Below are 24,570 nucleotides of genomic sequence, written 5' to 3' on the forward strand. Positions count from 1 at the left end.
CCAACAATAATTTGCACAAAAATTTGTGCTATTTTTTGCACTATATCTCATTAACAGCTCTGCTAGCAAGCGAGCCTGAGCGGCGTAGAAAGCCTGGTCAGTCAGCCAATCGCCACCAGCCACTACCGCCTGACACCCGAAGACCGGGCACAAAGGGGCATCACTGATGGCTTACTGCGATTGTCCGTGGGGCTTGAAGATGCGGGGGATTTGATTGCAGATTTAGAGCAGGCGCTGAACAGCTTGGCGGAGTAACCGTGTTCCCAGGGACGGATTTGAGGACAACGGGGACGGATTTCAAATCCGTCCCCTTTTCAGGTTTCCGGTGTGCCCTAAACATCACTCAGCAATCACCACCCGTGAACCCGGCGTTGCCTTCAAAGCACTTTCCAACACGCTCTTCAACGCCACCTTGGCACCATCATCACCGTGCACTAGCCGAATTTCTTTGGGCGCATCGGCAATACCCATTACAAAATTCAACAAGTCACTTTGCCCTGCGTGGGCGGAATAACCGCCTACTTGATGAATACGGGCGCAAATGGGGTAACGTTTGTCATCAAGTTCTACCCAGCCAGCCTGATCCGGTGTTCGCACACCGGCGTTGCTGCCATATTTCAGAATTTCCCGCCCTGGTGTACCCGCAGCCTGATAGCCCACGAACAACACATCATTACGGGCGTCGCCGAGCATCGCTTTCAAGTAGTTCACCACACGACCACCGGCACACATGCCTGAACCGGCCAACACCACCGCCGGGCGCTTGAAACTGGCCAGATACTCAACGGCGTCAAGGTGACTCGCATGGCTGTTAATCAGCGTAAGCTGATCAAAACCCAACGGGTGTCGCCCCTGGCTCAGCACTTCCTGGGCTTCCGCGTCCCACATGGGTTTTAGCTGGCGATAAATGCGGGTGAACTCTGCCGCCAAGGGCGAATCCACCACAACTTCCAGATCCTGCCACTCCACACCCGGCGCCACCGGCTCAGCGCCAAATTCATGAATCAGGCTTTCAATTTCATACAGCAAATCCTGAGTTCGGCCAATACTGAACGCCGGCACAATCACGGTACCGCCATCGGCCAGGGCGCTTTGCAACACCTGCTTTAAACGCAAACGCCGGGTGGTGCGGTCTTCGTGATCCTTATCGCCATAGGTGCTTTCAATCACCAACCGATCAGCACGTTCCGGCGACACCGGTGCCGTCAGCAGCGGCGCGTGAGCAGCGCCTAAATCACCACTGAACACAATGCGCTCATTAGCCAGCTCGCCCTGTTCCCCGACACGCTCACCTTCGCCTTCTCCAACGTGCGCTCCCTCTTGCCCTGCCGCCGTAACATCACACTCCACATAAGCCGAGCCCAGAATATGCCCTGCCGGCTGAAAGCGAATATCCAGAGAACCGCCGGTTTCATTATCCGCCCCAAACACCGAATGCCACTGCCCATAAGGCACTGGCACCAAGCGCTGGCGAATCAGTCCCAGCACGCGTTCAATCAAAGCCCTATCCCGCGTAAAGCCAATTTTTAGAGCGTCTTCCAGAATCTCCGGCAACATAATGGCGGAAGGCTCAGAGCATATAATCGGCCCGTCAAACCCCGCCGCCAGCAAATAAGGTATGCGGCCAACGTGGTCAATGTGCACGTGGGTAACCACCAGCGCGTGGATGTGATCAAGGGGGAAATCGATAGCAAGGGCGGCAATATTCGCCGAAGCAGGGACAGATTGATGAGCCAAAGCGGGGACAGATTTAGAAATCTGTCCCCGAGCGAGCCTGCCCGCGGCGTCTGCACCCTGAAACAGGCCACAGTCAATCAAGATGCCGGCGGAAGGATGCAACCGACCAGGGGGAGTAATACTCAATTCGTGGCAGGAGCCGGTAACGCCAGAGACGGCGCCGTGGTGGGAAATATTGATCATAACAACCTCCTTGTTGGCGGTTGCAAGGGACAGACTTAAAGTCTGTCCCTTGCAACCGTGATTATCTCCGCAGGATGGAGTAGGATTAAATCCTATCTTATGCGGGAGGCCCGTCATGCGTACCACTCAACAATTCAGCATTACTCTACCCAACCAGATGGCCGACGTAGTAAAAGCCAAGGTTGCCGCTGGCGAATACGCCACTGAAAGCGAAGTGATTCGCGATGGCTTGCGGGCGCTACTGGCCCGTGACCGTGCCTTGGAGAACTGGCTCTTCGGTCAAGTAGCCCCTGCTTACGATGCATTGAAGGCTGACCCAACGCGCGCGCTCAATGTCGACCAAGTGCGCGCCCGGTTATCAGCAGAACACCAGAACTCCACTTCACAAACGTAATGGTGTACACCGTTGAGTTTACACCGGAAGCGATGGAACAGCTGGCGGTGCTCTATCGCTATATTGCCACGAAGGCTTCACCGGAAATTGCTAAACGCTATACAGACGCCATCGTAACCCACTGTGAAGATCTACAGACGTTTCCACATCGAGGAAACCAACGTGACGACATACGGCCCGGACTGCGAATCACAAACTACCGCAAGCGGGCCGTAATTGCATTTGCTGTGGATGACAAGCATGTTTTCATCTTGGGCGTTTTTTACGGCGGACAAGACTTCGAGGTTGCTTTGCAGTTTGAACTGGAGGACTAGCCGTTCAGGACCTTATCCCGTGGGGACAGACTTAAAGTTTGTCCCCGCTTTACTTCAGCTTCCGCCTTCCGGACAGAGTTCAAATCTGTCCCAGTTTCTCCTTTCCCGCCTTCGGGACAGATTTCAAATCTGTCCCGGCTCTATCGACTGTCCCGACTGTCCCGGCCCCAGCTACCACAGGCCGCGGATTCAAATTCCACACCAAATCCTCAACACCCCCATTAGGCGAAAAACCCGTCGGTGATGATGGTTATGAAAGCCCGGTCGCTCATGTAGCGAATAACGGCGCGATACAACCCAAGGCGGACAAACACGCCCAGCGTAAACACCACAGTAAGCAGAGAAATCAGCAGCTGAGCCTTGTTTGGCTCCCACAAGGCCACGTCGAGGCGCAACGCAAAAGAGGGGCTAAGCTCTTTCGTTAATGCCGATTCAGTAATGACTCCAACGTATCCGAGGTCAATATAGCTTCCAGCCAGACCTCCAGTTCTGGAACACCGGCAGATTGAATTTGCGCTTCGGCCCAGCGGGGAAGCTCACCGAATTTCAGGCTGATCAGCTTTTTCAAAGCGGCGGCCTCACCTTGCTGCATGCCTTGCTGCATGCCTTGCTGCATGCCTTGTTGCATGCCTTGTTGCATGCCTTCCGCTCGTAACCGCTCACTCAAGGTGGCCATGGTGTTGCTCTCCTGCGGGTATTGCGCTTTATATTGTTCCATTTCATCATCATATTTTGAGCGAGATACCCCGTCTCTTCAGGTCGGGGAGGGATAGCGCGTCGACGTTAGCCGACCCTGTTCCCGCTTACTCCTTTAATTTTCGCTATCAACAGTTGAATAAGGTGCCGGTCTTTCCCGGCTGTCAACCTGTAAAGGTCTGGTAACGCTTACTTTGCGATAGTCTGCAAAGCAAATCTCCCCTCGCCAATGTCAACGACCGGCTCCCCTTTCGGGTGAAGGCCAGACTAAATTCCGTATGTCCTTCGGATCTGGAGAAAAACATCCTTGGGGGAAACACCTCGGATACCCAGATTTTTGAGCATGTCGGCGGAAATCTCAGGTTCAACTCGCGACAAAAACTCTTCCATATCTGCCTGAACCGTATCCGATAGTTCCACAGGCTCTCCTGGCGGCAACAACTGGTATAAGCGAAGAATATCGCTCCGATGTTTTTTGATATCCCGGCTGTCCACACCAGGCTCGCCTTTGCGAGCGGACAAATCTAGCCACGCCTTTGCCTTAAGTGGAATCAAACACTTTTCGCTAACCAATGTAATACCATCCAACACCTGTCGATGTTGATGCAAAAACTCATAATAGGCATCGTCAAGCAGGATAGCGGACAAACTGGACACACCTTCGGACACCGGTATCGGGGTCAGCTTTGCGCCATCGCCTAACTTTAGTTCGTCCGGCACACGCGAAAACAATTCCAGCATTACCGGATACCCAGCCACTTGGGGTTTCGCGAAGCGATAGAATGTTCGCTCACCATTACCTTTCTGGCAGATTTCGTAATCACCAGCCACAACGAAATCCCAAAAGGCGGCTGCGAAACGGGGATCAAGCACTTCAATCGCCAGAACGATATCCAGATCTTTGGTGGCTCGCGCATCCAGCCCGGCCTCATCCAGTAATAGCCATGCCGCAGCACCGCCTATAAGCAAGTATTGGTCCTGGTAATCTGCGAAGTGCTCTCGAAACTTATCCAGTCCCGCTATCATGTTAATTACTCCATTAACTCATCCAACGACATTTCAATCCGCTCGTCGCGCTCATCCTTCAAGCTCTGATAGAGCGAAAACGGGTCAACGGTCCCATCACTCACAAACAGCCTCGGCTCATACCGCCAGATTTGTACCCTACACGTTCCATCATCCTGTACTGGGATTACATCTGCAGTCCTGGAGATTTGCTTCCATTCTCTTCTACTGGCGGCAAAAACCGGTTCTTGGGGGGCCGTCAACATGGTTCTTCGAGACAATGCAGATTCGCCGGCCAGCGGGAGGTTGCTAGCGTTAATCTCGGCCAAACGAACCCTACGAACCTGTCTTACAGGGGTTCGCAGATATTTGCGGGCTCGTTCCCAAAGTGCCTCCGAGCCCTCGGGAAAGCTCAGCAACCTCTCGCGACCTCGCGTGATAATGCAACCGAGCCCTGCAGATTCCAATTCATCGAAAGCCCTGGAGATTGTCATCGGGGTGTATCCCAAGCGCTTGGACAGTGCCTGAACACTTGCTGGCTCGTCATCAGATTCAATTAAACCATGAAGAACAACGGCCTGAGTGGCTGGCTTGAAGCGATCAGATATCTCTCCCGGCTCCCGCTTCTTCCTGGCCTGAACAGCCATGCCCAGCTCTGGCCAATGCAACTGCCGCCATGGCAACACGAAAGCAAATTGGCGCGCTACAAGACGTCGACGGGTGTAACTGGGAAGATCAGCGGCGATGAGGAGCCAGAATTCCGCTACATCGACAGCGTCCATCAGCTTGCTCATATGTTTTTCAAACGCTACCGGCTTAAAACTTTCCGGAGATTTGAGTGCCACTCCCAGAAATCTCTCTTTACCAATGGAAATCTCATACAGGTCGTAACTGCCGGCCAGGTAGTTGGGCAATGAAACGCTCAAAGGCCCCGACACCAATATGGAGAGACCGGCTACCTCAGAGACGTACTCGCACAGATCTGTGATTAATTTTTCCATGGCAAGACAACCATAACATTTTTAAAAACACTAACATTTTAAATGTTAGTGTGCAAAATAATGTTACGGTAAATTTGCCGCAACAACAGACTGGATACAGCTTGCTTGTCGGACTGGCCAACCAGCAATTTGTGGCAGGAGCCAGTAACGCCAGAAACGGCGCCGTGGTGGGAAATATTGATCATAACAACGTCCTTGTTGCCGACTCCAGAAGCCGGCCAGCCAGGGACAGACTTCAAGTCTGTCCCTGCTTTAAGTGACGGGGACAGATTTCAAATCTGTCCCGGCTTTTGCAACCGTGATTAGACACCATACGTTTGTTACGTTTGTGCGAGCGGGCCACGGCTTTTGAGGCGACTATCGCAAAGAACGCCGACGAGCGGCCTAGCGGCGTACCCGGACGACCCTTTTTTGCTGAACCGGTCTCACGCCTGGGGATTTTGCACCACTACAGGTTCTTGGTGTGGGCGAGTCGTCAAGTCCACGCCCAACGCTCGCGTTACCGCAAGCATGGTTTTCAGCGTAGGGTTGCCCTGCCCACTGAATGAGCGGTATAGCTGTTCACGGGAAAGGCCGGTTTCACGTGCCAGCTCTGCCATACCCTTGGCGCGTGCCACTACCCCCATCGCCTTAGCGATGTAACCAGAATCACCGGTTTCCAGTGCATCAGCAAGAAATATCGCAATGGCATCCTCGCTGTCTAGCGCCGCCGCCGGATCGTAGTCATAAATATTGTCGCTCATAACCCCTCCCATTCAACCACTTCAGTTTACGCTCCCATTTTCGGTAGGTATCAGTCTGTTTAATATCAAGCATCAACACAGTGTAGTTCTTCGACTACAAGGGCACGATGCAAAAAGAAATACGGATTTCTGACCAATACGAGTGCCTGTCCATGAAAATCAGAAAGAACGAGCATGCGTCATGATGCGTTGATGCGTCGTGGTTACCTCTACATAGATACAACAAGGGCAGCCAATAGGCTGCCCTTGTCATGTTTGTAATTCACATTGAATTTCGGTCAGTGCTTGATCTCTGACCTTAACCGACTAACTTCATCAACCGTCAAACCAGCAATCTCTGCAATCTCTGCAATCATCTGATTATCCATTTCGGTGCGGTTGATCAGGTTATGGGCGATTTGTTCAGCCTTCATGTGCTCACCTTCTTGGCGACCTTCTTGACGACCTTCTTGACGCCCTGCCAGCATGCCTTCAAGCCGTTCTTTCTTAACCAGATTTTCCAGATTCTCTGCCAACATATCTCTGTCCTCCACCAAACTGTTGAGCTGATTCAGGTGTACTTCAGCCCCGAGTCGCTGCAAATGGCGCTTAAGCCAGCGGGTAATGATTCTGTCGGTACGATCCTTATTAGGGTCCGACTGTATGATCGCCACAACCCGATCCACCGCCTGCTGCAAAGCCTCCCAGCTGTGGCCGGCATTCTCGACGCCAAAGACCCCACTCAACGGTGTCTAGCGCATCGAACGGGGCAAACCTTTCGATCAACTGCTGAACAAACTCCGGGTGGCTGAACAATTCCTTGTTGCCGGTTTAAAGAGCCGGCTGGGGACAGATTTATAAATCTGTCCCCGCTTTACTTTAGTTTCCTCCTTGGGACAGATTTCAAATCTGTCCCAGCTTCTCTTTTCCCGCCCTCGGGACAGATTTCAAATCTGTCCCGGCTTTACCGGCTGTACCGGCAGCCAACGGCCGCGGATTCAAATTCCACACCAAATCCTCAACACCCCCATTAGGCGAAAAACCCGTCGGTGATGATGGTTATGATAGCCCGGTCGCTCATGTAGCGAATAACGGCGCGATACAACCCAAGGCGGACAAACACGCCCAGCGTAAACACCACAGTAAGCAGAGAAATCAGCAGCTGAGCCTTGTTTGGCTCCCACAAGGCCACGTCGAGGCGCAACGCAAAAGAGGGGCTAAGCTCTTTCGTTAATGCCGATTCAGTAATGACTCCAACGTATCCGAGGTCAATATAGCTTCCAGCCAGACCTCCAGTTCTGGAACACCGGCAGATTGAATTTGCGCTTCGGCCCAGCGGGGAAGCTCACCGAATTTCAGGCTGATCAGCTTTTTCAAAGCGGCGGCCTCACCTTGCTGCATGCCTTGCTGCATGCCTTGTTGCATGCCTTGTTGCATGCCTTGTTGCATGCCTTCCGCTCGTAACCGCTCACTCAAGGTGGCCATGGTGTTGCTCTCCTGCGGGTATTGCGCTTTATATTGTTCCATTTCATTATCATCCAAGGCTGAGTAGATGTCGATGAAGTCAATATACTTCAATTGCTTCTCGGGGTCTGGCTCCAGCGTGCTCAGACCCCGTACGGCGCGGGCGTAGACTTCCAGCTTCTGCTCCTCTTCCCATTTCATCAGGTTCAGACACAGCCGGGCGATCAAATTGCTGCTTTCCCAGTAGTCCTCGGCATTCAATTCCTGCAGGGCACAGCGAATGTAGTGGAATCTCAGGTACTCATGGCAGTCACCACCCAAATTCAGTTGAACAGGTTCGCTGCCGCGAGTGTTCAGGAAAATCACCACTGGCACCACCCGACTGGTCTTACAGAGTTCCGACAAATCCAGGCAATAATGGGCCAGGCGGTGTATCGAAAAGCGGTCGGGGTCGGTTTCCTCCTCAAGCACGAACAATAGCGCTTCACGCTCACCGCCCGGCCATTCCACCATCAACGGGACATCCAGCTCGCGAAAACGCTCACCAAGCCGCTCTTTTAACTGCTCTTGGCGCAAGGGAACAACCCGTGCTTTCGGGCCAATGTGCCTGGCTTCTTCCGGGCTGAAAAGCTCAATGGCTTGCCGTGGATAATCGATGATAAGGTTCTTGAAATTCTGGTCGTGGCTCACTCGCTTGGGTCCATCCATACCTTTCGTCCATTTATTGTATTTAAACAGTAATTTAGTGAACCAACTGAGCGGGGTCAAGCCGAAAGAGAGAGCGCTTAGTCCCTGCCATTGCTCCTGGGGACGGTATTTTCTCATGGGGATAACCTCGTGCCGGGAAATGTAAGGTTACTTTAGAAAGAAATTCACCGGGGTGGCAGGACGTCTTGGAATGAACGGTTACTGCCATGCATGTTTCCATCTTGGGCGTTTTTTACGGCGGACAAGACTTCGAGGTTGCTTTGCAGTTTGAACTGGACGACCAGCCGTTCAGGACCTTATTCCCTGGGGACAGACTTAAAGTCTGTCCCCGCTTTACTTCAGCTTCCGCCTTCGGGACAGATTTTAAATCTGTCCCTGCTTTTCTTCTATTAATGCTTGTCTTCAATTCGCAGCTTGACGATCTCGTCGACCGACAACCCCGTCGCTACCGCAATCTGATCGTTACTCAGCACGCCAAATGACAGAAGATGACGAACGGTTTTACGTTTTTCTTCTAACGCGCGCCTATCACCCTCCTGACGACCCTCTTGGCGACCCTCTTGGCGACCCTCAAGCCGCTCTTTCTTGACCAGATTCTCCAGATTTTCTGCCAACATATTTCTATCCTCCACCAAACTGCTCATCCGATCCAAATTAAGCCTGGCCTTGGGAGCCACCCTCTGTAAATGGCGCTTAATCCAACGAGTAACGATCTTGTCTACGCGATCTTTGTTCGGGTCAGCTTTGACAATTTCTACAATCCGATCCACCGCCTGCTGCAGGGCTTCCCAGCTATGGCCGGCGTTCTCAACCCCAAATATGCCACTTAACGGCGTTTGCTTGCTGATCAATTCTTCATCAGTGTAGCGCCCTTCGTCAATCAGGTAATAACGCAGATGCGGTTGGTACACTCGTAAGAACTCTGGTGGTGCCGGCTGAACCATGTCAGCCTAATTCCTCATCAGTGTAACGCCCCTCGTCAATCAGGTAATAGCGAAGGTGTGGTTGGCTGCTGCAGATCTAAACTGGGGACGGATTTCAAATCCGTCCCCTACTTTGCACCATCTCGTAAATGTCCTGATGGGCTGACCGGCGGAGAGTAAGTGCCTGTCCACGACAATATTTCCACGACTAATGATGAATATTGCACAGAAGGGCTTTGCGGGTTGCTGTGGAGGGCACTGGTAGATGAGATTGGTCATGGGCTGCCTGTTTATGAGCAGCACCCGAAAAAATGGCAAAAATCTTCGTGCAGCCGCTGAAACCGCACATCCGACAACTGACCATACTTTTTTACAATGACCTGCCGCGAAATAACAAACGTTTTACGAACCATGATCTTCGAACGCTTTGGCAAAGCTCCCAGCGCCATATCGGATGGCTCCAGAATAAATTCATCATCATGCAGCCGCAAAGTCTGACTGCTAACCGGTATGCCAACAAAGTCATCAAACGGCAGGTTATCTTTAAACACAATCACTGGCCGACGTTTGCTAGTCTGGAAGTCCGAAAAATAGAACTCACACAGCAACACCTCCCCTGGGGTCAGGTCCATACATCGTCCTCGGCCTCGTCTTGCCATTCCTCGATAGCGTTCGCTGAATGCCGGGAAAACGCCATTACCTCGGCATTCGCCTTTGACTCCCCGACCATCACAACCACTCGGGCATGGATATTTCTGAGACGAGCGTACTCCGGGGGAATTTTAACGACGCCATTCTGAATGTCAGCTTCAAACTCGATTGCGTACATACAAACCTCTTCTTGCCATGAGCAACAAAAAAATATGATAGCACGTAGAGGCTGATGGCCCCGTAGAATGTGCGGATAAACACAGTGTAGTTCTTCGACTACAAGGGCACGATGCAAAAATAAATACGGGTTTCTGACCAATATGAGTGCCTGTCCGCCATGCGTTTGACGTAAAGAACGCCGAGAAAGGAGGGGATGCCTGTCCATGCGCGGCGCGATGCGCGCGTCGTCTGACTATGGCAGAGTTATCAGTGTTTCTGCTCTTTACGAAGTACCTTGACCTCATCATCGGACAAGCCAGAAGCTGTCGCAATTTGAGCATCGGTCAGCAGACCCATCGCAATCAGGTTACGGGCAATTTGTTCAGCCTTCATGTGCTCACCTTCTTGGCGACCTTCTTGGCGACCTTCTTGGCGACCTTCTTGACGCCCTTCTTGACGCCCTGCCAGCATGCCTTCAAACCGTTCTTTCTTAACCAAGTTCTCCAAATTCTCTGCCAACATATCTCTGTCCTCCACCAAACTGTTGAGCTGATCCAGGTGTACTTCAGCCCCGAGTCGCTGCAAATGGCGCTTAAGCCAGCGGGTAATGATTCTGTCGGTACGATCCTTATTAGGGTCCGACTGTATGATCGCCACAACCCGATCCACCGCCTGCTGCAAAGCCTCCCAGCTGTGGCCGGCATTCTCGACGCCAAAGACCCCACTCAACGGTGTCTGGCGCAAGCCCAACTCTTCATCAGTATAACGTCCTTCATCCACCAGGTAATACCGCAAGTGTGGTTGATAGACACGCAAGAAAGCAGGAGGTTCCGGCTGCACCATCTCGTAAACATCCTGCTCTGCGGTCCAGCGCTGCGAACCATTGTAAAGCACGATAGGGAATACTGGCGGCAACCCACCTTTTGGTGTTGTCACCTTGTTCTTCAGCAGGTGGTCGTAGAAACAGGCCACATAGTGCATCAACCGGATTGGCATGGCGCGATCAACCCGGGATTGAAACTCCAGCAGAATATACAAATACACCTGCTGAGGCACGCCCTCCCGAGTGATCTCGACAGACCACACGACGTCTTCGAACTTCTCCTCGAACAGCGGGGTGATGTAATTGCCGCTGTGATTCTTGAGTGTACTGAAGTCCATCAGATCCGCAATCTCGAACGGGGCAAACCCTTCGATCAACTGCTGAACAAACTCCGGGTGGCTGAACAATTCCTTGTAACCGGTGTCGTGGTGATTCGTTGCCATGCGTCCTCCTGACTCAGCAAATTTTACTATACCACGCTCAGGATTTTCAGCAGGTGGAACTGGATGTTCTCGGGGACAGATTTAGAAATCTGTCCCTTGCAACCGTGATTATCTCCGCAGGATGGAGTAGGATTAAATCCTATCTTATGTGGGAGGCCCGTCATGCGTACCACTCAACAATTCAGCATTACTCTACCCAACCAGATGGCCGACGTAGTAAAAGCCAAGGTTGCCGCTGGCGAATACGCCACTGAAAGCGAAGTGATTCGCGATGGCTTGCGGGCGCTCCTGGCCCGTGACAGTGCCTTGGAGAACTGGCTCGTCGGTCAAGTAGCCCCTGCTTACGATGCATTGAAGGCTGACCCAACGCGCGCGCTCAATGTCGACCAAGTGCGCGCCCGGTTATCAGCAGAACACCAGAACTCCACTTCACAAACGTAATGGTGTACACCGTTGAGTTTACACCGGAAGCGATGGAACAGCTGGCGGTGCTCTATCGCTATATTGCCACGAAGGCTTCACCGGAAATTGCTAAACGCTATACAGACGCCATCGTAACCCACTGTGAAGATCTACAGACGTTTCCACATCGAGGAAACCAACGTGACGACATACGGCCCGGACTGCGAATCACAAACTACTGCAAGCGGGCCGTAATCGCATTTGCTGTGGATGACAAGCACGTTTTCATCTTGGGCGTTTTTTACGGCGGACAAGACTTCGAGGTTGCTTTGCAGTTTGAACTGGACGACTAGCCGTTTAGGACCTTATTCCCTGGGGACAGACTTAAAGTCTGTCCCCGCTTTACTTCAGCTTCCGCCTTCGGGACAGATTTCAAATCTGTCCCGGCTGTCCGCTTTACTGTACCTGCCATTAAAGCCGCAAGTCCGCCTCACCCAGTGGCAACACACCTTTGAGGTCATACAGAATTCCCCCTTGTTTCATGTAGCCGCGCAAGTCACCCACACTCATCGCCGCATACTCCCGGTGCGGAACCGCCAGAACCACACCGTCATAACCGCCCTTTTCTGGCTGCGCCGTCAGGCTGACGCCGTATTCGTGCTCAGCTTGCGCGCTGTCGGCCCAACAATCGGTAATATCCACCTGGCAACCAAATTCCTTCAGTTCTTTCACCACGTCAATCACACGGGTGTTGCGCAGATCCGGGCAGTTCTCCTTGAACGCGAAGCCCATCACCAGCACACGAGCATTGGCGACGGTTTGGCCCGCCTTGATCATCGATTTCACCAACCCAGAAGCCACGTACGCGCCCATACCGTCGTTCACCCGTCGGCCTGCCAGAATAACCTCTGGGTGATAGCCAACTGCCTGCGCCTTATGAGTCAGGTAATAAGGATCCACACCGATGCAGTGGCCACCCACCAGGCCCGGCTTGAAGGGCATGAAGTTCCACTTGGTACCAGCTGCTGCCAGCACCTCATGCGTATCAATCCCCAACCGGGCAAAGAGCATCGCCAGCTCATTCATCAAGGCAATGTTCAAATCCCGCTGGGTGTTCTCGATCACCTTGGCCGCCTCCGCCACTCGAATGGAACTGGCTTTATGGGTGCCTGCAGTAATGATGCCCGCATACAGGGCATCCACTTCCCCGGCAATGGCGGGGGTAGAGCCGGAAGTGACCTTCATAATCGTGGTCACCCGATGTTCCTTATCCCCGGGATTGATTCGCTCCGGGCTGTAACCGGCGTAGAAATCCGCATTGAACTTAAGGCCAGACACCCGCTCCAGCACCGGCACACACACTTCCTCAGTGGCGCCAGGATAAACCGTGGATTCATAAATCACGATATCGCCAATTTTTAGCACCTTACCCACGCTCTCACTCGCCTTCACCAGCGGCGTGAGATCCGGCGTTTTGAAGTCATCTATCGGCGTAGGCACGGTTACAATGAATATCGTGCAATCGGAAATATCGTCCAAAGAATTGGAGAATGATAACTGAGCTGCTGCAGCCATCTCCTCCGGAGAAACTTCGCACGTGAAGTCCTTACCGTTTCTAAGCTCGGCAATGCGTTTGGTATTGATGTCGAAACCAACAACCTGGCGTTTCTCACCGAAAGCAACAGCCAGGGGCAGGCCAACATAACCAAGGCCAATGATTGCGATTTTTTTCATGGGGTCAGTCCATTAATTAACATGATTAGTGCTAACCAGCGTGAATTCAGCCGGTGAAATCAGCGTAAGTCACCAAGATACCACGGCATCGCCTTAGCAATACCCGCGCTAATTCGGTAGTCCGGCGCATACCCGAGCTTGTTAGCCGCCTTGCCAATATCTGCCTGAGAGTGACGCACGTCCCCAGGCCGGAAATCACGGTAAACTGGCGGTTTCTCGCACACCACGCCATTCTCAGCCAAAGCACCTTTCAGCGAATTGAACAAGATATTAAGCGTAGTGCGATCCCCAACCGCCACGTTGTAAACCTCATTCTTCGCAGCCTCATCCGCCGTCGCCGCCAGAATGTTGGCCTGAACCGCATTCTCAATGAAACAGAAATCCCGGCTGGTTTCCCCATCGCCATTGATGAACACATCCTCTCCACTCACCATGGCCGCTGTCCACTTAGGGATAACCGCCGCATAGGCGCCGTTGGGATCCTGGCGCTTACCGAACACATTGAAGTAGCGCAGCCCAATCGCTTTAAAGCCGTAAGTTGTGGCGAAAACATCCGCATACAGCTCGTTCACGTACTTGGTCACCGCATAAGGCGACAGCGGTTTGCCAATATTCTCTTCAACCTTTGGCAGCGCCGGATGGTCGCCGTAGGTTGAACTGCTGGCAGCATAAGTGAAGCTCTTCACCTCTGCATCACGCGCAGCAACCAACATATTCAGGAAACCTGAGATATTGGTCGCGTTCGTAGCAACAGGATCATTAATCGAGCGCGGCACCGAACCAAGAGCCGCCTGGTGCAGGACATAATCGACGCCCTCGCAAGCTTTCTGGCAATCTTGCGAGTTACAAATATCACCTTCAATGAAGGTGAATTGCGACCATTGCTCGGCGCCGACCAACGACTTTACTTCATCCAGATTGCGCTGGTGACCCGTTGCGAAATTATCGAGACCTATCACCTTTTGATTAAGCTTTAACAGATGCTCTAAAAGATTAGAGCCTATAAACCCCGCAACTCCCGTTACCAGCCACGTTGATGGAGTAGACGCGAGTTGTTCGCAAATTTTTTGATATCGAATCATAGATCTACCCTATTAAATGTCGTGTTGGCCTCATCCTCGGTGAAGGACGGCCATTGGGGAAAGGGCCCGTTTAGTATAGTAGCTCAATAGAAGGATGAGAGTTTAATCTTCGGGACTGTCTCCACGGCGGTGATGAGGTAGTTGCCAAGCACGAAGAACGACGCGCGGCAGGCGCATGCGCTCACATTGGGAGGATAAAAATTCTCGCCAGTATGGCCATATATGCCAGGGCTAGTGCCTGTCCATGACTTAAGCAAGCTCTGTCGTGCCATTGGATTATAAATGCAGCAAGGGCAACCCGTTGACTGCCCTTGTCATGTTCGTAACTCACATTGAGTTTCGGTCAGTGCTTGATCGCTGAACGCAACTGGCTGACCTCATCAATCGTTAAACCAGCAATCTCTGCGATCATCTGGTCATTCATTTCAGTACGGTTGATCAGGTTACGTGCGGTTTCCTGACGCCCTTCCTGACGTCCTTCAAGCCGTTCTTTCTTCACTAAATTCTCTAAATTGTCTGCCAACATATCTCTGTCCTCCACCAAACTGTTGAGCTGATCCAGGTGTACTTCAGCCCCGAATCGCTGCAAATGGCGCTTGAGCCAGCGGGTAATGATTCTGTCGGTACGATCCTTATTTGGGTCCGACTGTATGATCGCCACAACCCGATCCACCGCCTGCTGCAAAGCCTCCCAGCTGTGGCCGGCATTCTCGACGCCAAATATGCCACTTAACGGTGTCTGGCGCATCGAACGGGGCAAACCCTTCGATCAACTGCTGAACAAACTCCGGGTGGCTGAACAATTCCTTGTTGCCGGTTTCAAGAGCCGGCCGGGGACAGACTTAAAGTCTGTCCCCACTTTGGTGCTGGCTTTACTCCCTGGGGACAGATTTCAAATCTGTCCCTGCTTTTCTTCTATTAATGCTTGTCTTCAATTCGCAGCTTGTCGATCTCGTCGACCGACAACCCCGTCGCTACCGCAATCTGATCGTTACTCAGCACGCCAAATAACAGAAGATGACGAACGGTTTTACGTTTTTCTTCTAACGCGCGCCTATCGCCCTCCTGACGACCCTCTTGGCGGCCCTCAAGCCGCTCTTTCTTGACCAGATTCTCCAGATTTTCTGCCAACATATTTCTATCCTCCACCAAACTGCTCATCCGATCCAAATTAAGCCTGGCCTTGGGAGCCACCCTCTGTAAATGGCGCTTAATCCAACGAGTAATGATCTTGTCTACACGATCTTTGTTCGGGTCAGCTTTGACAATTTCTACAATCCGATCCACCGCCTGCTGCAGGGCTTCCCAGCTATGGCCGGCGTTCTCAACCCCAAATATGCCACTTAACGGCGTTTGCTTGCTGATCAATTCTTCATCAGTGTAGCGCCCTTCGTCAATCAGGTAATAACGAAGGTGTGGCTGGTACGCTCGCAAAAACTCCGGTGGCTCCGGCTGCACCATCTCGTAAATGTCCTGACGGGCTGACCAGCGTTTTGAGCCGTTGTACAGAACCATTGGAAAGATAGGTGGCAAACCCTGTCGCGGCGTTGTTTCACGGGTTTTCAGTAAGTGATCGTAAAAGCAGGCCACGTAGTGCATCAGTCGCAGCGGCATGGTGCTGTCTATTTTGGATTGAAACTCAAGCAAGATGTAAAGAAACACCCGTTGAGTGATGCCCTCCCATGTCACCTCTACCGACCACACCACGTCTTCAAATTTTTCCTCGAACAGCGGGGTGATGTAATTGCCGCTGTGATTCTTGAGTGTACTGAAGTCCATCAGATCCGCAATCTCGATCGGCGCAAAGCCTTCCATCAATTGCTGAACAAATTCCGGATGACTGAACAATTCCTTGTAACCGGTGTCGTGGTGATTCGTTGCCATGCGTCCTCCTGACTCAGCAAATCTTATTATACCACGCTCAGGTTTTTCAGCAGGTTAAAGTCTGTCCCTGCTTTGGTATCTCTGGGACAGATTTCAAATCTGTCCCAGCTTCTCTTTTCCCGCCCTCGGGACAGATTTCAAATCTGTCCCGGCTTTATCGGCTGTCCCGGCCCCGCCTACCACAGGCTGCGGATTCAAATTCCACACCAAATCCTCAACACCCCCATTAGGCGAAAAACCCGTCGGTGATGATGGTTATGAAAGCCCGGTCGCTCATGTAGCGAATAACGGCGCGATACAACCCAAGGCGGACAAACACGCCCAGCGTAAACACCACAGTAAGCAGAGAAATCAGCAGCTGAGCCTTGTTTGGCTCCCACAAGGCCACGTCGAGGCGCAACGCAAAAGAGGGGCTAAGCTCTTTCGTTAATGCCGATTCAGTAATGACTCCAACGTATCCGAGGTCAATATAGCTTCCAGCCAGACCTCCAGTTCTGGAACACCGGCAGATTGAATTTGCGCTTCGGCCCAGCGGGGAAGCTCACCGAATTTCAGGCTGATCAGCTTTTTCAAAGCGGCGGCCTCACCTTGCTGCATGCCTTGCTGCATGCCTTGCTGCATGCCTTGTTGCATGCCTTGTTGCATGCCTTCCGCTCGTAACCGCTCACTCAAGGTGGCCATGGTGTTGCTCTCCTGCGGGTATTGCGCTTTATATTGTTCCATTTCATTATCATCCAAGGCTGAGTAGATGTCGATGAAGTCAATATACTTCAATTGCTTCTCGGGGTCTGGCTCCAGCGTGCTCAGACCCCGTACGGCGCGGGCGTAGACTTCCAGCTTCTGCTCCTCTTCCCATTTCATCAGGTTCAGACACAGCCGGGCGATCAAATTGCTGCTTTCCCAGTAGTCCTCGGCATTCAATTCCTGCAGGGCACAGCGAATGTAGTGGAATCTCAGGTACTCATGGCAGTCACCACCCAAATTCAGTTGAACAGGTTCGCTGCCGCGAGTGTTCAGGAAAATCACCACTGGCACCACCCGACTGGTCTTACAGAGTTCCGACAAATCCAGGCAATAATGGGCCAGGCGGTGTATCGAAAAGCGGTCGGGGTCGGTTTCCTCCTCAAGCACGAACAATAGCGCTTCACGCTCACCGCCCGGCCATTCCACCATCAACGGGACATCCAGCTCGCGAAAACGCTCACCAAGCCGCTCTTTTAACTGCTCTTGGCGCAAGGGAACAACCCGTGCTTTCGGGCCAATGTGCCTGGCTTCTTCCGGGCTGAAAAGCTCAATGGCTTGCCGTGGATAATCGATGATAAGGTTCTTGAAATTCTGGTCGTGGCTCACTCGCTTGGGTCCATCCATACCTTTCGTCCATTTATTGTATTTAAACAGTAATTTAGTGAACCAACTGAGCGGGGTCAAGCCGAAAGAGAGAGCGCTTAGTCCCTGCCATTGCTCCTGGGGACGGTATTTTCTCATTGGGATAACCTCGTGCTGGGAAATGTAAGGTTACTGTAGAAAGAAATTCACCGGGGTGGCAGGACGTCTTGGAATGAACGGTTACTGCCATGCATGTTTCCATCTTGGGCGTTTTTTACGGCGGACAAGACTTCGAGGTTGCTTTGCAGTTTGAACTGGACGACCAGCCGTTCAGGACCTTATTCCCTGGGGACAGACTTAAAGTCTGTCCCCGCTTTACTTCAGCTTCCGCCTTCGGGACAGATTTTAAATCTGTCCCTGCTTTACCGGCTGTACCGGCTTTATCGGCCACCAACGGCCGCGGATTCAAATTCCACACCAAATCCCCAACACCCCCATTAGGCGAAAAACCCGTAGGCGCCGTTTTAAGAATCGACAGCACGCCCTCGCAATCAAACGCCTGACTGGCGTGTTGAAGCTGTTTCAAGGTGTCTTCCACCTCAGGCCATGTCATACACGCTTCCCGAGCCATCATAATGCGCGGGTGTGCAGTACCTTGGGGATCGTCACCAATCAACAGCTCTTCAAACAACTTTTCACCGGGGCGCAGGCCGCTGAACACTAACTCTATCTCGCCATCCGGCTGCTCAGCGGTTCTTTCACGGCGGCCCATCAAGTGCATCATCTTGCGAGCCAAATCGGCAATTTTCACCGGCTCGCCCATATCCAGCACAAACACCTCGCCACCCTGGCCCATACTGCCGGCCTGCAGCACCAGTTGGCTGGCTTCGGGGATGGTCATGAAATAGCGAATAATGTCCGGGTGGGTAACCGTCACCGGGCCCCCGCTGCTAATCTGATCCCGAAACAAAGGCACCACAGAGCCCGATGAGCCCAGCACATTACCAAAACGCACCATAGAGAAAACCGTGTCGCTCTGGCGCTGGGCCAGCCCCTGCAACACCAACTCCGCCATGCGCTTACTGGCACCCATCACGTTGGTGGGCCTTACCGCCTTATCGGTAGAAATCAGCACAAACAACTCAACGCCGGCCGCAACAGCCGCCTCGGCCGTGTGCAATGTTCCAAATACGTTATTCTGCACGCCTTCAATCACGTTGTGCTCTACCAGCGGCACATGCTTGTACGCCGCCGCGTGATATACCGTTTGCACCCCAAACGAGCGCATTACCGCTTCGCAGCGCCGACGGTGCACCACACTGCCCAACAATGGGTGAACACACACATTCAGACCTTCCGCGAGATTAATCTGCTGAAGCTCGCGCTCAATGGCGTACAGGGCAAATTCTGATTGCTCGAACAGCACCAGACATTTGGGCTGATGGCGGATAATCTGCCGGCACAACTCAGAACCAATTGAACCACCGGCGCCGGTGACCATTACCGAACGATCGAACAGCGACGATGCCACCTGAGCGTTGTCTGGCCGCACCGGATCGCGCCCCAGAAGGTCTTCAATTTCCAAATCGCGAATGTCGTTAATGCGCGCCTGGCCAGCGATTACTTCACTGAACGACGGAACGGTTTGTACCGGCAACTCCAGCTTTTCCAGCTGCGTCAGCAACTCGCGACGGTTCACGTCCATATCCGCGTCCACCGCCAACAGCAAGCGCTCAACACGCAGACTGCTCACCGCCTCTTCCAAGTGGCTCAACGCAAACGCCGGCAAACCCACAATCAAGGTTTTGTGGTTAGTGGGTCTGCGCCCTGAAACAAGCCGCAGTCAATCAGAATACCGGAGGAGGGATACGATCGGTTAGAAGGGATAATGCTCAGCTCGTGGCAGGAGCCAGAAACGGCGCCGTGGTGGGAAATATTGATCATAACAACCTCCTTGTTGCCGGTTTCAGAAGCCGGCCAGGGACAGACTTCAAGTCTGTCCCTGGCTGTCCGCTTTATTCCCTGAGGACAGATTTTAAATCTGTCCCCGCTTTTCTTCTGTTAATGCTTGTCTTCAATGCGCAGCTTGACGATCTCGTCAACCGATAACCCCGTCGCTGCCGCAATCTGATCGTTACTGAGCACGCCAAATGAAAGAAGATGACGAACGGTTTTACGTTTTTCTTCTAACGCGCGCCTATCGCCCTCCTGACGACCCTCTTGGCGGCCCTCAAGCCGCTCTTTCTTGACCAGATTCTCCAGATTTTCTGCCAACATATTTCTATCCTCCACCAAACTGCTCATCCGATCCAAATTAAGCCTGGCCTTGGGAGCCACCCTCTGTAAATGGCGCTTAATCCAACGAGTAATGATCTTGTCTACACGATCTTTGTTCGGGTCAGCTTTGACAATTTCTACAATCCGATCCACCGCCTGCTGCAGGGCTTCCCAGCTATGGCCGGCGTTCTCAACCCCAAATATGCCACTTAACGGCGTTTGCTTGCTGATCAATTCTTCATCAGTGTAGCGCCCTTCGTCAATCAGGTAATAACGAAGGTGTGGCTGGTACGCTCGCAAAAACTCCGGTGGCTCCGGCTGCACCATCTCGTAAATGTCCTGACGGGCTGACCAGCGTTTTGAGCCGTTGTACAGAACCATTGGAAAGATAGGTGGCAAACCCTGTCGCGGCGTTGTTTCACGGGTTTTCAGTAAGTGATCGTAAAAGCAGGCCACGTAGTGCATCAGTCGCAGCGGCATGGTGCTGTCTATTTTGGATTGAAACTCAAGCAAGATGTAAAGAAACACCCGTTGAGTGATGCCCTCCCATGTCACCTCTACCGACCACACCACGTCTTCAAATTTTTCCTCGAACAGCGGGGTGATGTAATTGCCGCTGTGATTCTTGAGTGTACTGAAGTCCATCAGATCCGCAATCTCGATCGGCGCAAAGCCTTCCATCAATTGCTGAACAAATTCCGGATGACTGAACAATTCCTTGTAACCGGTGTCGTGGTGATTCGTTGCCATGCGTCCTCCTGACTCAGCAAATCTTATTATACCACGCTCAGGTTTTCAGCAGGTTAAAGTCCGTCCCTGCTTTGGTATCTCTGGGACAGATTTCAAATCTGTCCCAGCTTCTCTTTTCCCGCCCTCGGGACAGATTTCAAATCTGTCCCGGCTTTATCGGCTGTCCCGGCCCCAGCTACCACAGGCCGCGGATTCAAATTCCACACCAAATCCTCAACACCCCCATTAGGCGAAAAACCCGTCGGTGATGATGGTTATGAAAGCCCGGTCGCTCATGTAGCGAATAACGGCGCGATACAACCCAAGGCGGACAAACACGCCCAGCGTAAACACCACAGTAAGCAGAGAAATCAGCAGCTGAGCCTTGTTTGGCTCCCACAAGGCCACGTCGAGGCGCAACGCAAAAGAGGGGCTAAGCTCTTTCGTTAATGCCGATTCAGTAATGACTCCAACGTATCCGAGGTCAATATAGCTTCCAGCCAGACCTCCAGTTCTGGAACACCGGCAGATTGAATTTGCGCTTCGGCCCAGCGGGGAAGCTCACCGAATTTCAGGCTGATCAGCTTTTTCAAAGCGGCGGCCTCACCTTGCTGCATGCCTTGCTGCATGCCTTGCTGCATGCCTTGCTGCATGCCTTGTTGCATGCCTTGTTGCATGCCTTCCGCTCGTAACCGCTCACTCAAGGTGGCCATGGTGTTGCTCTCCTGCGGGTATTGCGCTTTATATTGTTCCATTTCATTATCATCCAAGGCTGAGTAGATGTCGATGAAGTCAATATACTTCAATTGCTTCTCGGGGTCTGGCTCCAGCGTGCTCAGACCCCGTACGGCGCGGGCGTAGACTTCCAGCTTCTGCTCCTCTTCCCATTTCATCAGGTTCAGACACAGCCGGGCGATCAAATTGCTGCTTTCCCAGTAGTCCTCGGCATTCAATTCCTGCAGGGCACAGCGAATGTAGTGGAATCTCAGGTACTCATGGCAGTCACCACCCAAATTCAGTTGAACAGGTTCGCTGCCGCGAGTGTTCAGGAAAATCACCACTGGCACCACCCGACTGGTCTTACAGAGTTCCGACAAATCCAGGCAATAATGGGCCAGGCGGTGTATCGAAAAGCGGTCGGGGTCGGTTTCCTCCTCAAGCACGAACAATAGCGCTTCACGCTCACCGCCCGGCCATTCCACCATCAACGGGACATCCAGCTCGCGAAAACGCTCACCAAGCCGCTCTTTTAACTGCTCTTGGCGCAAGGGAACAACCCGTGCTTTCGGGCCAATGTGCCTGGCTTCTTCCGGGCTGAAAAGCTCAATGGCTTGCCGTGGATAATCGATGATAAGGTTCTTGAAATTCTGGTCGTGGCTCACTCGCTTGGGTCCATCCATACCTTTCGTCCATTTATTGTATTTAAACAGTAATTTAGTGAACCAACTGAGCGGGGTCAAGCCGAAAGAGAGAGCGCTTAGTCCCTGCCATTGCTCCTGGGGACGGTATTTTCTCATTGGGATAACCTCGTGCTGGGAAATGTAAGGTTACTGTAGAAAGAAATTCACCGGGGTGGCAGGACGTCTTGGAATGAACGGTTACTGCCATGCATGTTTCCATCTTGGGCGTTTTTTACGGCGGACAAGACTTCGAGGTTGCTTTGCAGTTTGAACTGGACGACCAGCCGTTCAGGACCTTATTCCCTGGGGACAGACTTAAAGTCTGTCCCCGCTTTACTTCAGCTTTCGCCTTCGGGACAGATTTCAAATCTGTCCCGGCTTTACCGGCTGTACCGGCTTTATCGGCCACCAACGGCCGCGGATTCAAATTCCACACCAAATCCCCAACACCCCCATTAGGCGCAAAACCCGTCGGTGCCGTTTTAAGAACAGACAGCGCACCCTCACAATCAAACGTATGGCTGGCGCGTTGCAGTTGCTTGATGGTGTCGGCTACCTCGGGCCAGGTCATACACACTTCACGGGCCATCATAATGCGCGGGTGCGCAGTGCCCTGTGGGTCGTCACCAATCAACAGCTCTTCAAATAATTTTTCACCGGGGCGCAGGCCGCTGAACACTAACTCTATCTCGCCATCCGGCTGCTCAGCGGTTCTTTCACGGCGGCCCATCAAGTGCATCATCTTGCGAGCCAAATCGGCAATTTTCACCGGCTCGCCCATATCCAGCACAAACACCTCGCCACCCTGGCCCATACTGCCGGCCTGCAGCACCAGTTGGCTGGCTTCGGGGATGGTCATGAAATAGCGAATAATGTCCGGGTGGGTAACCGTCACCGGGCCCCCGCTGCTAATCTGATCCCGAAACAAAGGCACCACAGAGCCCGATGAGCCCAGCACATTACCAAAACGCACCATAGAGAAAACCGTGTCGCTCTGGCGCTGGGCCAGCCCCTGCAACACCAACTCCGCCATGCGCTTACTGGCACCCATCACGTTGGTGGGCCTTACCGCCTTATCGGTAGAAATCAGCACAAACAACTCAACGCCGGCCGCAACAGCCGCCTCGGCCGTGTGCAATGTTCCAAATACGTTATTCTGCACGCCTTCAATCACGTTGTGCTCTACCAGCGGCACATGCTTGTACGCCGCCGCGTGATATACCGTTTGCACCCCAAACGAGCGCATTACCGCTTCGCAGCGCCGACGGTGCACCACACTGCCCAACAATGGGTGAACACACACATTCAGACCTTCCGCGAGATTAATCTGCTGAAGCTCGCGCTCAATGGCGTACAGGGCAAATTCTGATTGCTCGAACAGCACCAGACATTTGGGCTGATGGCGGATAATCTGCCGGCACAACTCAGAACCAATTGAACCACCGGCGCCGGTGACCATTACCGAACGATCGAACAGCGACGATGCCACCTGAGCGTTGTCTGGCCGCACCGGATCGCGCCCCAGAAGGTCTTCAATTTCCAAATCGCGAATGTCGTTAATGCGCGCCTGGCCAGCGATTACTTCACTGAACGACGGAACGGTTTGTACCGGCAACTCCAGCTTTTCCAGCTGCGTCAGCAACTCGCGACGGTTCACGTCCATATCCGCGTCCACCGCCAACAGCAAGCGCTCAACACGCAGACTGCTCACCGCCTCTTCCAAGTGGCTCAACGCAAACGCCGGCAAACCCACAATCAAGGTTTTGTGGTTAGTGGGTCTGCGCCCTGAAACAAGCCGCAGTCAATCAGAATACCGGAGGAGGGATACGATCGGTTAGAAGGGATAATGCTCAGCTCGTGGCAGGAGCCAGAAACGGCGCCGTGGTGGGAAATATTGATCATAACAACCTCCTTGTTGCCGGTTTCAGAAGCCGGCCAGGGACAGACTTCAAGTCTGTCCCTGGCTGTCCGCTTTATTCCCTGAGGACAGATTTTAAATCTGTCCCCGCTTTTCTTCTGTTAATGCTTGTCTTCAATGCGCAGCTTGACGATCTCGTCAACCGATAACCCCGTCGCTGCCGCAATCTGATCGTTACTGAGCACGCCAAATGAAAGAAGATGACGAACGGTTTTACGTTTTTCTTCTAATGCGCGCCAATCGCCCTCCTGACGACCCTTCTGATGCCCCTCCTGACGCCCTTCCTGACGTCCTTCAAGCCGTTCTTTCTTCACTAAATTCTCTAAATTGTCTGCCAACATATCTCTGTCCTCCACCAAACTGTTGAGCTGATCCAGGTGTACTTCAGCTCCAAGTCGCTGCAAATGGCGTTTGAGCCAGCGGGTAATGATTCTGTCGGTACGATCCTTGTTTGGGTCCGACTGTATGATCGCCACAACCCGATCCACTGCCTGCTGCAAAGATTCCCAGCTGTGGCCAGCGTTCTCGACACCAAAAACCCCACTCAACGGTGTTTGGCGCATCGAACGGGGTAAACCCTTCGATCAACTGCTGA

31 protein-coding genes and 2 pseudogenes are annotated in these 24,570 nt (G+C 52.7%); 5 read left to right on the forward strand and 28 right to left on the reverse strand.

Annotation, left to right across the window (positions count from 1 at the left end):
* Positions 1-75: 75 nt before the first annotated feature.
* Complete coding sequence (locus ATG98_RS00395; protein ID WP_098421687.1) at positions 76-255, forward strand: trans-sulfuration enzyme family protein; 180 nt, start codon at positions 76-78, stop codon at positions 253-255.
* Positions 256-339: 84 nt separating this feature from the next.
* Here ATG98_RS00395 and ATG98_RS00400 read toward each other — a convergent pair whose 3' ends face one another.
* Complete coding sequence (locus ATG98_RS00400; RefSeq protein WP_098418991.1) at positions 340-1,920, reverse strand: MBL fold metallo-hydrolase RNA specificity domain-containing protein; 1,581 nt, start codon at positions 1,918-1,920, stop codon at positions 340-342.
* 115 nt (positions 1,921-2,035) lie between these two features.
* Here ATG98_RS00400 and ATG98_RS00405 point away from each other — a divergent pair, with 115 nt between their 5' ends.
* Positions 2,036-2,314 carry a ribbon-helix-helix domain-containing protein gene (locus ATG98_RS00405; protein ID WP_007351639.1) on the forward strand — a complete coding sequence of 93 codons (279 nt, stop codon included), beginning with the start codon at positions 2,036-2,038 and terminating at the stop codon, positions 2,312-2,314.
* Positions 2,314-2,628 carry a type II toxin-antitoxin system RelE/ParE family toxin gene (locus tag ATG98_RS00410; protein WP_007351638.1) on the forward strand — a complete coding sequence of 105 codons (315 nt, stop codon included), beginning with the start codon at positions 2,314-2,316 and terminating at the stop codon, positions 2,626-2,628. The genes ATG98_RS00405 and ATG98_RS00410 overlap by 1 nt, the downstream gene beginning before the upstream one ends.
* Positions 2,629-2,849: 221 nt before the next feature.
* Here the strand turns inward: ATG98_RS00410 and ATG98_RS21735 are convergent, their stop codons facing one another.
* From ATG98_RS21735 to ATG98_RS00465, 13 genes are all read right to left on the reverse strand, one after another.
* Positions 2,850-3,005: a hypothetical protein gene (locus tag ATG98_RS21735; RefSeq protein ID WP_179887979.1), complete on the reverse strand. Its 156-nt coding sequence runs from the start codon at positions 3,003-3,005 to the stop codon at positions 2,850-2,852.
* A 44-nt stretch (positions 3,006-3,049) separates the two neighbouring features.
* Positions 3,050-3,346, reverse strand: a complete 297-nt coding sequence (locus tag ATG98_RS00415; protein ID WP_098421880.1) for a DUF4351 domain-containing protein — start codon at positions 3,344-3,346, stop codon at positions 3,050-3,052.
* A 245-nt stretch (positions 3,347-3,591) separates the two neighbouring features.
* Positions 3,592-4,350: a hypothetical protein gene (locus tag ATG98_RS00420; RefSeq protein WP_218925821.1), complete on the reverse strand. Its 759-nt coding sequence runs from the start codon at positions 4,348-4,350 to the stop codon at positions 3,592-3,594.
* Between the two features lie 5 nt (positions 4,351-4,355).
* Complete coding sequence (locus ATG98_RS00425; RefSeq protein WP_098418995.1) at positions 4,356-5,330, reverse strand: transcriptional regulator; 975 nt, start codon at positions 5,328-5,330, stop codon at positions 4,356-4,358.
* Positions 5,331-5,368: 38 nt separating this feature from the next.
* Complete coding sequence (locus ATG98_RS21740) at positions 5,369-5,515, reverse strand: hypothetical protein (RefSeq protein ID WP_179887997.1); 147 nt, start codon at positions 5,513-5,515, stop codon at positions 5,369-5,371.
* 240 nt (positions 5,516-5,755) lie between these two features.
* The gene (locus ATG98_RS00430; protein WP_098418996.1) at positions 5,756-6,073 is read right to left on the reverse strand and encodes an addiction module antidote protein; all 318 of its coding nucleotides are present in this window, start codon (positions 6,071-6,073) and stop codon (positions 5,756-5,758) included.
* A 278-nt stretch (positions 6,074-6,351) separates the two neighbouring features.
* Positions 6,352-6,798, reverse strand: a complete 447-nt coding sequence (locus tag ATG98_RS00435; protein WP_228705978.1) for a hypothetical protein — start codon at positions 6,796-6,798, stop codon at positions 6,352-6,354.
* Positions 6,799-7,082: 284 nt separating this feature from the next.
* Entirely contained in the window at positions 7,083-7,238 is a 156-nt protein-coding gene (locus ATG98_RS21745) for a hypothetical protein (RefSeq protein WP_179887981.1), read from the reverse strand.
* A 44-nt stretch (positions 7,239-7,282) separates the two neighbouring features.
* Positions 7,283-8,224, reverse strand: a complete 942-nt coding sequence (locus tag ATG98_RS00440) for a hypothetical protein (protein ID WP_098421881.1) — start codon at positions 8,222-8,224, stop codon at positions 7,283-7,285.
* Between the two features lie 389 nt (positions 8,225-8,613).
* On the reverse strand, positions 8,614-9,135 hold the full coding sequence (locus ATG98_RS00450; RefSeq protein ID WP_228705979.1) for a hypothetical protein: 522 nt from the start codon (positions 9,133-9,135) through the stop codon (positions 8,614-8,616).
* A 302-nt stretch (positions 9,136-9,437) separates the two neighbouring features.
* Complete coding sequence (locus tag ATG98_RS00455) at positions 9,438-9,779, reverse strand: type II toxin-antitoxin system PemK/MazF family toxin (RefSeq protein WP_098418999.1); 342 nt, start codon at positions 9,777-9,779, stop codon at positions 9,438-9,440.
* Positions 9,770-9,976 (reverse strand): hypothetical protein, encoded by a 207-nt coding sequence (locus tag ATG98_RS00460; RefSeq protein ID WP_007351631.1) that lies wholly within the window; start codon positions 9,974-9,976, stop codon positions 9,770-9,772. The genes ATG98_RS00455 and ATG98_RS00460 overlap by 10 nt, the downstream gene beginning before the upstream one ends.
* A 248-nt stretch (positions 9,977-10,224) precedes the next feature.
* Positions 10,225-11,223, reverse strand: a complete 999-nt coding sequence (locus tag ATG98_RS00465; protein ID WP_098421882.1) for an Rpn family recombination-promoting nuclease/putative transposase — start codon at positions 11,221-11,223, stop codon at positions 10,225-10,227.
* Positions 11,224-11,385: 162 nt separating this feature from the next.
* On the opposite strand from ATG98_RS00465, the gene ATG98_RS00470 reads away from it, so the two are divergent.
* Positions 11,386-11,664 (forward strand): ribbon-helix-helix domain-containing protein, encoded by a 279-nt coding sequence (locus ATG98_RS00470; protein ID WP_098419001.1) that lies wholly within the window; start codon positions 11,386-11,388, stop codon positions 11,662-11,664.
* The gene (locus ATG98_RS00475; RefSeq protein WP_098419002.1) at positions 11,664-11,978 is read left to right on the forward strand and encodes a type II toxin-antitoxin system RelE/ParE family toxin; all 315 of its coding nucleotides are present in this window, start codon (positions 11,664-11,666) and stop codon (positions 11,976-11,978) included. Before ATG98_RS00470 ends, ATG98_RS00475 begins: the two co-directional genes overlap by 1 nt.
* A gap of 118 nt (positions 11,979-12,096) precedes the next feature.
* Here ATG98_RS00475 and tviB read toward each other — a convergent pair whose 3' ends face one another.
* The 14 genes and pseudogenes from tviB to ATG98_RS00540 form a co-directional block, all read right to left on the reverse strand.
* Positions 12,097-13,359, reverse strand: a complete 1,263-nt coding sequence (gene tviB, locus ATG98_RS00480; protein WP_098421883.1) for a Vi polysaccharide biosynthesis UDP-N-acetylglucosamine C-6 dehydrogenase TviB — start codon at positions 13,357-13,359, stop codon at positions 12,097-12,099.
* Between the two features lie 59 nt (positions 13,360-13,418).
* Positions 13,419-14,441: an SDR family oxidoreductase gene (locus ATG98_RS00485; protein WP_098421884.1), complete on the reverse strand. Its 1,023-nt coding sequence runs from the start codon at positions 14,439-14,441 to the stop codon at positions 13,419-13,421.
* A 343-nt stretch (positions 14,442-14,784) separates the two neighbouring features.
* Positions 14,785-15,189 (reverse strand): hypothetical protein, encoded by a 405-nt coding sequence (locus ATG98_RS00495; RefSeq protein WP_098419005.1) that lies wholly within the window; start codon positions 15,187-15,189, stop codon positions 14,785-14,787.
* 170 nt (positions 15,190-15,359) lie between these two features.
* Entirely contained in the window at positions 15,360-16,325 is a 966-nt protein-coding gene (locus tag ATG98_RS00500; protein WP_098421885.1) for an Rpn family recombination-promoting nuclease/putative transposase, read from the reverse strand.
* A 226-nt stretch (positions 16,326-16,551) separates the two neighbouring features.
* The gene (locus ATG98_RS21750) at positions 16,552-16,707 is read right to left on the reverse strand and encodes a hypothetical protein (RefSeq protein WP_179887979.1); all 156 of its coding nucleotides are present in this window, start codon (positions 16,705-16,707) and stop codon (positions 16,552-16,554) included.
* Positions 16,708-16,751: 44 nt separating this feature from the next.
* On the reverse strand, positions 16,752-17,693 hold the full coding sequence (locus ATG98_RS00505; RefSeq protein WP_098421881.1) for a hypothetical protein: 942 nt from the start codon (positions 17,691-17,693) through the stop codon (positions 16,752-16,754).
* A gap of 232 nt (positions 17,694-17,925) precedes the next feature.
* Positions 17,926-19,470 (reverse strand): annotated as a pseudogene (locus tag ATG98_RS00515) (polysaccharide biosynthesis protein); the annotation flags it as partial.
* Positions 19,449-19,595 (reverse strand): hypothetical protein, encoded by a 147-nt coding sequence (locus ATG98_RS21755; RefSeq protein WP_007351617.1) that lies wholly within the window; start codon positions 19,593-19,595, stop codon positions 19,449-19,451. The pseudogene ATG98_RS00515 and the gene ATG98_RS21755, both read right to left, overlap by 22 nt.
* Before the next feature lie 117 nt (positions 19,596-19,712).
* Positions 19,713-20,678: an Rpn family recombination-promoting nuclease/putative transposase gene (locus tag ATG98_RS00520; RefSeq protein ID WP_098421886.1), complete on the reverse strand. Its 966-nt coding sequence runs from the start codon at positions 20,676-20,678 to the stop codon at positions 19,713-19,715.
* Positions 20,679-20,903: 225 nt separating this feature from the next.
* A complete protein-coding gene (locus ATG98_RS21760) occupies positions 20,904-21,059 on the reverse strand; it encodes a hypothetical protein (RefSeq protein WP_179887979.1) in 156 nt (51 codons plus the stop codon).
* A 44-nt stretch (positions 21,060-21,103) separates the two neighbouring features.
* The gene (locus ATG98_RS00525; RefSeq protein WP_098421887.1) at positions 21,104-22,057 is read right to left on the reverse strand and encodes a hypothetical protein; all 954 of its coding nucleotides are present in this window, start codon (positions 22,055-22,057) and stop codon (positions 21,104-21,106) included.
* 232 nt (positions 22,058-22,289) lie between these two features.
* Positions 22,290-23,834: pseudogene (locus ATG98_RS00535) on the reverse strand (polysaccharide biosynthesis protein); the annotation flags it as partial.
* Positions 23,813-23,959 carry a hypothetical protein gene (locus tag ATG98_RS21765; protein ID WP_007351617.1) on the reverse strand — a complete coding sequence of 49 codons (147 nt, stop codon included), beginning with the start codon at positions 23,957-23,959 and terminating at the stop codon, positions 23,813-23,815. The gene ATG98_RS21765 and the pseudogene ATG98_RS00535, both read right to left, overlap by 22 nt.
* A gap of 117 nt (positions 23,960-24,076) precedes the next feature.
* Positions 24,077-24,538, reverse strand: a complete 462-nt coding sequence (locus ATG98_RS00540) for a hypothetical protein (RefSeq protein ID WP_098421888.1) — start codon at positions 24,536-24,538, stop codon at positions 24,077-24,079.
* Positions 24,539-24,570 lie beyond the last annotated feature (32 nt).

The sequence above is a fragment of the Marinobacter sp. LV10R520-4 genome, assembly GCF_002563815.1.
In the GTDB taxonomy this organism is placed as follows: domain Bacteria; phylum Pseudomonadota; class Gammaproteobacteria; order Pseudomonadales; family Oleiphilaceae; genus Marinobacter.

What these genes read in the sequence shown, in the direction of transcription:
- ATG98_RS00405 (WP_007351639.1), top strand. Translation starts at nt 2,036, where the DNA reads ATGCGTACCACTCAACAATTCAGCATTACTCTACCCAACCAGATGGCC.
- ATG98_RS00540 (WP_098421888.1), bottom strand. Translation starts at nt 24,538, where the DNA reads ATGCGCCAAACACCGTTGAGTGGGGTTTTTGGTGTCGAGAACGCTGGC.
- ATG98_RS00460 (WP_007351631.1), bottom strand. Translation starts at nt 9,976, where the DNA reads ATGTACGCAATCGAGTTTGAAGCTGACATTCAGAATGGCGTCGTTAAA.
- ATG98_RS00430 (WP_098418996.1), bottom strand. Translation starts at nt 6,073, where the DNA reads ATGAGCGACAATATTTATGACTACGATCCGGCGGCGGCGCTAGACAGC.
- ATG98_RS00455 (WP_098418999.1), bottom strand. Translation starts at nt 9,779, where the DNA reads ATGGACCTGACCCCAGGGGAGGTGTTGCTGTGTGAGTTCTATTTTTCG.
- tviB (WP_098421883.1), bottom strand. Translation starts at nt 13,359, where the DNA reads ATGAAAAAAATCGCAATCATTGGCCTTGGTTATGTTGGCCTGCCCCTG.
- ATG98_RS00475 (WP_098419002.1), top strand. Translation starts at nt 11,664, where the DNA reads ATGGTGTACACCGTTGAGTTTACACCGGAAGCGATGGAACAGCTGGCG.
- ATG98_RS00420 (WP_218925821.1), bottom strand. Translation starts at nt 4,350, where the DNA reads ATGATAGCGGGACTGGATAAGTTTCGAGAGCACTTCGCAGATTACCAG.
- ATG98_RS00520 (WP_098421886.1), bottom strand. Translation starts at nt 20,678, where the DNA reads ATGGCAACGAATCACCACGACACCGGTTACAAGGAATTGTTCAGTCAT.
- ATG98_RS00410 (WP_007351638.1), top strand. Translation starts at nt 2,314, where the DNA reads ATGGTGTACACCGTTGAGTTTACACCGGAAGCGATGGAACAGCTGGCG.
- ATG98_RS00470 (WP_098419001.1), top strand. Translation starts at nt 11,386, where the DNA reads ATGCGTACCACTCAACAATTCAGCATTACTCTACCCAACCAGATGGCC.
- ATG98_RS21755 (WP_007351617.1), bottom strand. Translation starts at nt 19,595, where the DNA reads ATGATCAATATTTCCCACCACGGCGCCGTTTCTGGCTCCTGCCACGAG.
- ATG98_RS21765 (WP_007351617.1), bottom strand. Translation starts at nt 23,959, where the DNA reads ATGATCAATATTTCCCACCACGGCGCCGTTTCTGGCTCCTGCCACGAG.
- ATG98_RS00425 (WP_098418995.1), bottom strand. Translation starts at nt 5,330, where the DNA reads ATGGAAAAATTAATCACAGATCTGTGCGAGTACGTCTCTGAGGTAGCC.
- ATG98_RS00485 (WP_098421884.1), bottom strand. Translation starts at nt 14,441, where the DNA reads ATGATTCGATATCAAAAAATTTGCGAACAACTCGCGTCTACTCCATCA.
- ATG98_RS00525 (WP_098421887.1), bottom strand. Translation starts at nt 22,057, where the DNA reads ATGGATGGACCCAAGCGAGTGAGCCACGACCAGAATTTCAAGAACCTT.
- ATG98_RS00465 (WP_098421882.1), bottom strand. Translation starts at nt 11,223, where the DNA reads ATGGCAACGAATCACCACGACACCGGTTACAAGGAATTGTTCAGCCAC.
- ATG98_RS00415 (WP_098421880.1), bottom strand. Translation starts at nt 3,346, where the DNA reads ATGGAACAATATAAAGCGCAATACCCGCAGGAGAGCAACACCATGGCC.
- ATG98_RS21740 (WP_179887997.1), bottom strand. Translation starts at nt 5,515, where the DNA reads ATGATCAATATTTCCCACCACGGCGCCGTTTCTGGCGTTACTGGCTCC.
- ATG98_RS00500 (WP_098421885.1), bottom strand. Translation starts at nt 16,325, where the DNA reads ATGGCAACGAATCACCACGACACCGGTTACAAGGAATTGTTCAGTCAT.
- ATG98_RS00495 (WP_098419005.1), bottom strand. Translation starts at nt 15,189, where the DNA reads ATGCGCCAGACACCGTTAAGTGGCATATTTGGCGTCGAGAATGCCGGC.
- ATG98_RS00505 (WP_098421881.1), bottom strand. Translation starts at nt 17,693, where the DNA reads ATGGATGGACCCAAGCGAGTGAGCCACGACCAGAATTTCAAGAACCTT.
- ATG98_RS00440 (WP_098421881.1), bottom strand. Translation starts at nt 8,224, where the DNA reads ATGGATGGACCCAAGCGAGTGAGCCACGACCAGAATTTCAAGAACCTT.
- ATG98_RS00400 (WP_098418991.1), bottom strand. Translation starts at nt 1,920, where the DNA reads ATGATCAATATTTCCCACCACGGCGCCGTCTCTGGCGTTACCGGCTCC.